This is a genomic window from Sulfolobales archaeon, from assembly GCA_038897115.1.
In the GTDB taxonomy this organism is placed as follows: domain Archaea; phylum Thermoproteota; class Thermoprotei_A; order Sulfolobales; family AG1; genus AG1.
This window is the reverse complement of the sequence record JAWAXC010000079.1, coordinates 1-9,622: the sequence shown is the minus strand read 5'-3', so window position 1 is coordinate 9,622 and position 9,622 is coordinate 1. Positions and strand designations below refer to the sequence as shown.

Here is a 9,622-nt window from a genome sequence, read left to right as displayed (position 1 = left end):
CAGTAATTACCGCAGTATCAGTAATTACCGCAGCCTCGCTAACCGGTTCTATTGTTTCTTTCTTGTTCTGATCATTGATGCTGTTATTATTGCGATTGCTGTGATTGCTGTGGCTATTATTAGTCCTGTGTCTGTTATTCCTCCCTCGCTCCGGATCTGCTGTGTTATCAGCCTCGATATAGTTATTGTCGTTGTCGATAGTGCTTCTGTGTATCTCTTCTCAACAGTTATATACTCTGTCCTCGCCCCAGCCGCTGTAGCCGTGATCGTAACCATTGTTATCGGCTGTGGCTGTGGTGATAGCACTGCTACCGGTGTGTAGTATGGATATGTTACTGTGATGTAGACTGGGGTCGGAACGGTTATATAGATCCTCTCAGTAACAGTCACAGTATAGATCTGCGGGGGAGACCAAGTAGGTGGAGGAGGCCAGGTCTGAGATGTCGGTGTCGTCGTGGTGTAGTACTCAGTCGTCGTCTGTGTATATCCTAGCAGTGCCTCCTCCGAGAACCACCCCTTTCCGTAGAAGAGGCCGAAGTCATCGAACCTGATCGTTGTGTTCCCCGCGAGATATGGGACTACATTGGACATTTCAAACCCTATCCCGGCAATTGGATCGGCTAGGATGGATAGGAACCTCTGGTCTAGTGGTTTTAGGAGAGCAGCCCCTATAGTGTTTCCATCGGTCTCAACAGCCACCAGGGTCTTCCCTGTGGATGCGTTATAGATCATCAATAGCCTGAGGTTCAACCAAGAGCCCATGGATGTACTATACTCTCTCCCAAACACATACCGAACATCTACATATGGCTCATACTCATACTTTACATTAATTAGAGGAGGAAGAATATTAACTACATAACCGCTACCATTATACTTAACACTGATATAGATCTCAGAGTAAACGGTGCAGACAGTCGTGTTCATCGCAACAGAGCCCAAGGGGCAGAGTGAGAGGAATGTCCTGAGAGTCTTAACAATGTTGCCCGGTGTTCTATATTCTGGATCTATATAGAGGTCAGCGATCTTTATGTAGTAGCTGGCACCATATACAATCCCGTTCGAGAGGTTAGGAGCACTACCGCTAAGCAGTCCGAGATATAGTCTGAACTCCTCAGGTGTTCTACTGCCGTATCTAAGCTCTAGGGAGTTGGGTGGAGATATATAGTCGCTGCTGGCCTCTATGCTGAAGTTAGAGAACCTAGGATCTGGCATATACAATGCGAAGACCCTGAATGGAGATACATCAAAGTAATTATAGGTTACTGTGGTTCCATTCGGATATGTATATGTACCAGTTCTCAATGTGAACTGGGATACCCACGAGCCCTCCTCCGAATACCAATAGACCCCCTGGATCCCTCCCTGTATAAGCCCCTGCCTATGCGGTGCTTGGATAGCAGAGAGTATGACCAGGGATATGATGAGGATGGGAGCTATCCTAACACCGACATCCCTTATCACCATATCATCCCCATTATCAATTGTTATTTCTTAACAGCCTTATATAGCGATCGAGTATCCAGGGTCTAAGCCCTTATGCTGGAGAGTATTTTGGGAGGTGTGGGTAGATGGGAGATGTTGAGGAGGCTATTAGGAGGATTGTGAGGAGGTGTGAGGATGAGGCTCGAACGGTCTATGAGCTCGTGGTGTCATCGGGCTACGACCCTGGGGACTGGATCGATAGGGATGAGATCTACAGGGCCCTGGAGAACATGGTAGCCAACGGCGAGATCGATAGGTGGAGTGCTACGCAGCTGATGAGAGTCAGGGGTATAGAGTACCTGGTTGGGAGGGAGGTGAGGGAGCTATCGAGGGGGAGAAGGCTGGCGGTGTAGACCCGGATGTAGAGGCAATAGTATCCCTAGCATGCGATGTCAGGGGAGGAGTACCAGTGATCCTGCTCCTAGCTAGGAGGGGGTATGTGAGGAAGATATCGATTTCTAGGGAGCTTGGGATGAGTATAGGGGCTAAATACTTTAGAAAAATAGGTGAGAGGCTGGAGAAGCTGGGGCTAGCGATATACGTCGATGGGCAAGACCCACTAATAGTGGTTACAGAGGCTGGGCTACCACTGATAAGGAGGGCTGCACAGAGGCTTGAGAAGGAGCTTTTAGAGAAGGGTGCAGAGACCATAGCAGATAGATCCCCGTGGAGAAGCCCGAGAAAGATCCTCCTCGATACCAAGATGGCCGAGGCAGTGATCCAGAAGATAGAGAGATAGCTTTTTCAGGGCATCGAAAGCATTAGGAGGTAGTGGGTTGAGCCACAGGGTAAGGAGGGTTGAGAGGGAGGAGTACGAGGAGAGGGAGGATATCTGGAGAGACATATCGATAAGCGATGAGGAGGCGATGAACTACATAGCAACACTAGCAAGGATAGCAGCTGCATCTAAATCCCCAATAGTCGTTATCAAAATACAAGACCCAGCCTCCCTATCGATAACATGGAATATCCTGAGGCTCTTCAGCGGCTACATCATAGATGATAAGATATATGTTACTGTGAGGAGCTATAGCGAGGCACATACACTCACAGCTGAGGAGGAGCTCCACTCCGAGATCTCCATGTACCATGGCAGAGCCCCGGGTAACCTCCACGTGGTGGCGTTCATAACAGATGTAGATATAGCGTTGGAGCAGGAGTCAGCACAGCCCGGGCAGTCAGGCATACAGAGATTCATATCTGCTGTGGCAAGGTTCTACGGGTTCTCAGCGATAAGGGGTTATAGATATAAGATGGCGATCCTCACGTCGATGCCCGAGAGGCTTGCGAACACATCTATATTCTTCACACTAGCAGATCTCGTCGTCGCACCCCAGATCAGCTCCTCCATACGTAGCCTCAAGAAGCCTGAGATATCCTCGCAAGCACTGCTCCCACAGGGGCTCTCGCCGATCAGGAGGACGAAGAGGTTCTCGGAGCTTGTTCTCAGCCAGAGCATAGCAGATATAATATCGAGGGCTATTCTGAAGCCCCTCTCCAGGAACCCCCACTTCTTCAAATCAATCATGATCTTCGGCCCTCCCGGGGGTGGGAAGACAACGCTAGCATCATCAATAGCCTATGAGCTCGGTGTGAGGGCCGCCAAGCTGAATATAGAGGGTATGCTGAGCAAGTGGTTCGGAGAGACCGAGAGGAACATGGGTGCAGCCCTAGATGGGTTTTCGAGGAGCGGCGGCGGTTTCCTCATCATAAGGAATATAGAGTCTATATTTGTACAGCACAATACAGGTACTGGTGGTGAGGACAGCACCATGGCGAGAACCAGGGAGATCCTTGTGAACAAGATCATGGAGGGTGCTGAGAACGTCGTGATGGTCATAACAGTTTCATCGATATCTAAGCTCCCCGAGTACCTGGTCAAAGACCCTATATTCGGCAACATAAAGATCCCGATCCCGCCGCCCCCGAGCAAGGAGCATGTCAAAGCACTATTAACATCTTTTATAGAGAGATATACCGCCGAGGTCGGTGTCTCGGTGAACAGGGATCAGAAGATGGAGAACGCTATAAACTATATATCAGAGGCCATAGTTGGATACACACCGAGGGAGATCGAGGCTATAGCTAAGCACGCGGTGATAGCCGCTGTGGCTAGCGGGAGAGATACCCTGAGCATAACAGATCTATATACTGCTGTGGAGAGCTTCACGGTAGACCTTGTTACAAGGGCATCGGATCTGGAATCCATGCACAGGACATCCAAGATGCTCGGAGCACCCACGATGGTTCTGAACGAGATAGAGAGGCTCATGCAGATCGTGAATAGTAAGAAGAATAAGAGAAGCATCCTCTCGTAGCCATATCTCACCCCTGTGTAGTAGTTATACCTCTTCTCCTTCTAACCTCGAACTTCTCGGTTGTATCCGCTGTGAATACCTCGTAGATAACAGCTGTTTTCCCGGGCTTTGGCCTGAGGAGCCTGCCTATCCTCTGTATATACTGCCTCCTACTCCCAGTCCCACTAGCTATTATCCCCACATTCGCATCCGGAATATCTATACCCTCATCACCCACCCTCGTTATTACTAGCACACCGCTCTGCATCTCCCTGAATCTGTTGAAGACCTCGGCCCTCTTTCTGGCGGGTGTATCGCCTGTTATCAGGAGTGCTCCGAGCTCCTCAGCAAGCCTCTTGGCCTGATCAACATACTCTGTGAACACTATCACCTTATCGCCTAGCATCAGGTGTCTCGATACGATCCTCTTTATAGCCGATATCTTCGACTCGCTCATGAGTGCTATCTGCCTTGCTATTGACTTCATCCTCAGAGCCTCTCTAGCTGTCTCATCCCATTTGGCGTCTTCCACGAGCTCCTCGAAGCTTCGATCACCCTTCAACTCTTCATACATCTTGACAGCCTCCTCATACTCCCTCCTCTCGCTCGGGAGCAATTTCACGGGGACGCTGTAGACTCTATACATTGCTAGGTATCCCTTCGAGGCGAGCTCCTCAGCAGATCTATGATATATGACACCGCCTATCATCGGGAATAGCTCCTCGTGCTTCCCATCCTCCCTATGCGGTGTAGCTGATAGCCCTAGAACAATGCTAGCAGGGCTTGCCTGCACAATCCTCCTGAAATACGGTGCCGGCAGGTGGTGAACCTCGTCTATCACCAGGGCCCTCCTCGTAGCAGGTATCTCGATCCTCTTTGCACATGTGGCGTATGTGGTTACCACGACATCGGCGGAGAGAATCTCCTCCAGGCTAGGCTGTCTCTTGACCTTCGAGTGAACCTCGACAGGGGATATAGATGCTAGCCTCGAGAGATGCTCGCTCCACTGCCTAACCTGCTCGACCGTCGATGCAACTACGAGGGCTGGCAGCTCTATAGATGCTATTGCAGCAACACCTACAACGGTTTTCCCAGAGCCTGTTGGTAGGGAGATGATGCCTCTATAACCCCTCGATATCCATGTTGAGAGAGCCTCCTCCTGGTAATCCCTGAGAGATCCTCTGAAGACCCTTTTAACTGTTGAGTGAAGCGATGGTGCGTTTGTGAACACAACACCGGCCATGATCATTCTCTTGATAACCTCACCCTCCCTCCTAGACGATGCTATGAACACACCATGCCTGCTCCAGAGGAGAAGCCTATCCCTGATCAGGGATGGCATGTACGTGGATACGCTGAAAAAAGCCCTTATCCCGAGAAGCCTTCTTTTCCCACCTTCTATCGGCACTATCTCCGCTCTAAGCAGAACACCACACCAAAAACACAGCGGATATTTGCAATGAACAAAATGCATGGAAAAAAGGGAAAGAGATCTGATATGCTGTTTAGCTTCTAGATCCTTCTCCTATGCAGCCTATATACGATCACACCCATCGCTGATGCAATGGTTATGATCAGTATTATTAGTGCTAGGTTCTGCTGGCTACCTATGATCGGTATGCCTCCGGGCCGCTGTGTCTGCGTAATAGTTGGGGTTGGCGGGGGTGGGGTGACTATGTTCACAGATATGTTCTCCCCGGAGGCACAGGCTATCGGCTGATCCTGCGATACCGGGCTTTTAACAACATACCTGCCATATGGTATTGTGAAGTTCCCTGTGAAGGCAACTGTTGATGATAATAGCTGTGTCCCGTTCTCACTCATTATAAACACTGTTGCAGATGATGGCATGCCATTAGCATCTGTGACTGTTATGGTGAGCTGGCATGTTATCCTCCTGAGGATCTCCCTGTATATAGCCATATCAGATACTGGTATCTGCTTCTCGGATGTGTAGAACCCTGGGGCACCGATGCTCACATTGACGAGGGAGCCCAGAGGAATCATCTGGATCGATGCCCTGCCCCTGGCATCCGTAACAGCGGATCCGAAGCCCTCCACAGCGATCTTGGCACCCCGGATCGGGTTGTTAGCCTCGTCCAGAACCTCGAAGAATATGTCGGTATATAGCTTCGACGTGTTGATCGATATAGATCTTGGGGAGTCTATTACATAGTAGTCTGTGTAGTTCGCATAGTAGCTCGATATGAATGAAACGCTGTAGTTACCATATCTGAGCATTAGCACGCCACCGGGTGCGTCTAGCCTGTATCTCCCGCCAGGCCCAGCCACCTCTATATAGCCAGAGGCGTTCGGTGCCAGCTCAGTCATATTGTTGGCCTTCACAACGTAGACAGATATGTTCACCGGGTATAGCGTCCACCTCATATTGATCGGGATCGCAGGGTATCTGTTCCTGTCAGATATCTCCACAGATGCTCTGAAAACCTCCATATATGGGGCTGTGGCTATTACTGTGAGGTTAGTCCTGTATGCCAGATATATCGTAGCCGACTCGCCCGGTCTCAGCACTCGTTCATAGGATATCTCCGGTATTGACACGTTCGCTGGCATTCCATCGCTTGGCGATGCATATAGAATCGAGAGGCTATATATAGCCTCTCCTATATCTGGTGCATAGTATGCAGATCCCCCTATGGCTGATAGGCTCCTCCCAATGATGATCGCCTTGGATGGTTGGAACGGCATTAATATAGATGCTCTGAGTGATCCGCTGAAGTCATAGAGCTGAACAATGGATGAGTTAGCAGATCCAACGGCTATGCCGCTCCTGCTAACACCGAGAACCTGCCTGCCCTGTAGAGGCATTATAGGAGTTATCTCCCCAGTAGCCTTGACAGCCCATACCCAGCTCTGACCAACAACAACAGCTACAACTCCCCCGACTGAGTATCCGTTGAGCCAGTAGAACCCTGTCACTGGATCGCTTATGTTCGATGTGAAAAGACCTGTATATGGTGTATACACTATCATCGATCTCTGCGTTGCAATTGCAACACCACCAGGGCTCGATGCATACGATATAACAGTTTCGTTAGGCGGTACAAGCCTAGCAACAGATGATGGTGTAACAACATATGCAGCAGATCCAGCAACAACTATTGCTGTTCCTCTGGTAACTGGATATGCAAATGTAACAGTATCTGGGGACTGGAGCAGCGAGTAGATCTCACCTGTAGATGCACTTAGAACCTTGACGAGGGTGCCTCCCCACGATGCTATCAAGAGATCTGGTGAGACCGATGCAGGACCCATATGGGATGATATAACTGTGCATGTCGATGCATCCACAAGGGAGACCCCCCAGAACCCATATATAGCTGCTATGCTTCTACCGATCATCTCAACCCTTGTTGGCTGTTGCTCACCAGTAGCTACCCTGCATATAGGCTCACCAGCCCTGTTGAAGATAGATGCCCATCCCCTCTCGGCAACCACTATGTAGAAGTCGTTCATCACCAGATCCAGTCCTTCTTGTGATAGCCTCTTCAGAGCAACAGCACTTAGGTTTGCAAACACAAATAGAGGCTTTTCAACACCGATCTCCTGGGCAGGTCTTGGCAGATAGATCTCCGGGGGTATCTGCTGCACAACCCTGCTCTCGTTCGATGCTGTTGCGAAAGACATCAAATCTATGTCGAGGCTCTTAGTAACAACACCTGTGAAAACAAGCCTCCCGGATATGAAGACCTTGATAGTGGCTCCCAGCGGGAGCTGCACGGATGTGTTTGGCTGCATCAGAAAAGCCCTTGAATATCCGTTCCACTCGAACAACACCTTAGCAGGCGAGCTAGACACAATAGATACAACTCCTAGCTCTGCTTGTGATGCAAACGAGGCTATGGTTGTATTTGCTAGCGACTGATCCGTAGATGCTACGAAGAAGAAAGCGGTGTTCCCAACAACATATCTAGACGCAACAACTATGAATGCGTTTGTCGATGCAGCCCCCAGGATTCTCGTTGTGATGGCTGAGGATCTGAAGACATATCCGATCTCAACATCGCCCCCACCGCCTGTAGCAGCTATGAAGAGGAAACTTCCATCGGAACTTGGGTAGAGCTCTACATAGTCAGCCTTGACCGAATATATGAGCGATATATATGATTGCTTAGATGTATCGTACACCGCGAAGTGGCTCTGGCCAGGGACAGGTATTTGCTTCCAGAGTGCAGCGGTAGACCCGCTAGAACCTATAACGCGGTATTCAAATGGGTCTAGCGGGGTCTGTGTAGATCCCAATAGAACGCCGTCCTGTGTATATGTTGCAACAACTGGAAGCCCTCCATATGGCTGGTATATGGCTACGAAGCTGTCAAACCCACCTGCTGATCCTGCCCTCACAACAGCTATCCTCATGATCGTGTTAATGCTGACACTTGTTATCATCCGCATCTCGACAACACCTATAACGATCCTAGCTGTCGATATTATCCCACCGTTTGTAGCCGTTATGTTGAGGAGACTGAATATATTTGTTCCATTAACAAGTATTTGTGTACCATCATCCCTAGCTATGTAGTCCACAAGGAGGGTTAGCTCCTCGTTAGTTGTAGTGTTGATCGCATGTGCTGTGAAAGATATTGTGAATGGAGATAGAACGTTATAGGATGCTGCAATATATGTGCTCAGCCCGGATACCCTGCACCACGCACCATTCACCTCTGTAGATATGATGCTATATATATCTCTGAAATCAAGAGAACCAGATCTATATGGTATATATATAGACTCTCCAGACACATCCCTGAGCAGTACAGAGGATGTTGAGAGGGTCTTGTTCAGCCAATCAACGAACATCCTGAAGAACCTATCGGCTGTAGCTGTAGCCATCGGAGGTGATGAGGGATCTGTACCTACTCCCCTCGAATATCTTATGAGGGAGGACCACGGGTCTATACCATAGGACTGTGGGTTCATAATAACAGATGCTGCACCGAGCTTCAGAGGCATTGTTCCAACAACCTTTAGGCTCTTCATATCGAGGCAGATGACAGCCTCGGAGTTATATAGATATACAGCGTTGTCGCTAAAACCAACAGTGCTTCCTGGAAGTCCGAACCTGGCATATATATATCCACTCCTAGGATCTACTATCGTTGCCGATGATTTTGAGAGGACTAGGAAGCCGCTCCACTCTCTATTCACAGCGGAGAGATCTATCACCCTAGATATATTATCCATCAGAAGTATGCTGGCGGGGAACTCATAGATCTTATTCATGGTCATAGCATCTATGAAGTAAAGCGTTTTATCAGCATCAGAGTATATAGCTATGATGTTGCCACTCGCACCAACAGCAGTGCCATTTACACTATCAACCCATATCTTCCTCACATTCAGCGGCTGGGATATCCACTGCTGCGGGTTCTGGGCATAGATCTGCTCTGCAGGTGATGCGATGGATATCAGAGCGAGGATCAGGGCTATATATATCGCAGCCCTCACCTTTTTACACCATATATTATACTCTAAATCCTTTTGCTCTGGATGCAGAGACTAGATGGAGCCTCCATGCCAAGCATTGCTAGAGCAGTTTCGAAGGGGATCTCGGATATAGTTGTTACTGCATTGCTGATAACAGCAACGGTTGTCCTAGCAGTCATAGCAGCGTCTATAATATACCCTGGTCTGGGGCTGTTCACAGAATCGACAATCTCTATAAGGGTGGCTGGGTATAGCAGCTACTACCTCAAAACAAACCCAGTCTATATCTATGGCAAGTTCATATCAGCACCATCAAACCCCGTCTATCTGAATACCGTGTCCATCATTGTTACAAACAAATATAGGTCACCCATAGATGTTTCAATAGATGG

At 49.0% G+C, this 9,622-nt stretch carries 7 protein-coding genes; 4 read left to right on the top strand and 3 right to left on the bottom strand.

The window, feature by feature from the left end:
• Window positions 1-48: 48 nt before the first annotated feature.
• Window positions 49-1,467, bottom strand: a complete 1,419-nt coding sequence (locus QXE01_09525) for a hypothetical protein (protein ID MEM4971479.1) — start codon at window positions 1,465-1,467, stop codon at window positions 49-51.
• Between the two features lie 104 nt (window positions 1,468-1,571).
• On the opposite strand from QXE01_09525, the gene QXE01_09520 reads away from it, so the two are divergent.
• From QXE01_09520 to QXE01_09510, 3 genes are read left to right on the top strand one after another with little or no spacing between them, the layout of a single operon-like run.
• The gene (locus tag QXE01_09520) at window positions 1,572-1,838 is read left to right on the top strand and encodes a hypothetical protein (protein ID MEM4971478.1); all 267 of its coding nucleotides are present in this window, start codon (window positions 1,572-1,574) and stop codon (window positions 1,836-1,838) included.
• On the top strand, window positions 1,742-2,224 hold the full coding sequence (locus QXE01_09515; GenBank protein MEM4971477.1) for a hypothetical protein: 483 nt from the start codon (window positions 1,742-1,744) through the stop codon (window positions 2,222-2,224). Before QXE01_09520 ends, QXE01_09515 begins: the two co-directional genes overlap by 97 nt.
• A gap of 37 nt (window positions 2,225-2,261) precedes the next feature.
• Window positions 2,262-3,803 carry an AAA family ATPase gene (locus QXE01_09510; GenBank protein MEM4971476.1) on the top strand — a complete coding sequence of 514 codons (1,542 nt, stop codon included), beginning with the start codon at window positions 2,262-2,264 and terminating at the stop codon, window positions 3,801-3,803.
• A 7-nt stretch (window positions 3,804-3,810) separates the two neighbouring features.
• Here QXE01_09510 and QXE01_09505 read toward each other — a convergent pair whose 3' ends face one another.
• Window positions 3,811-5,190, bottom strand: coding sequence for a DEAD/DEAH box helicase (locus QXE01_09505; GenBank protein ID MEM4971475.1), 1,380 nt, complete (start codon window positions 5,188-5,190; stop codon window positions 3,811-3,813).
• Between the two features lie 104 nt (window positions 5,191-5,294).
• The gene (locus QXE01_09500; protein ID MEM4971474.1) at window positions 5,295-9,251 is read right to left on the bottom strand and encodes a hypothetical protein; all 3,957 of its coding nucleotides are present in this window, start codon (window positions 9,249-9,251) and stop codon (window positions 5,295-5,297) included.
• 42 nt (window positions 9,252-9,293) lie between these two features.
• Here QXE01_09500 and QXE01_09495 point away from each other — a divergent pair.
• On the top strand, window positions 9,294-9,622 hold a 329-nt coding region (locus QXE01_09495), incomplete at its 3' end, for a hypothetical protein (protein MEM4971473.1).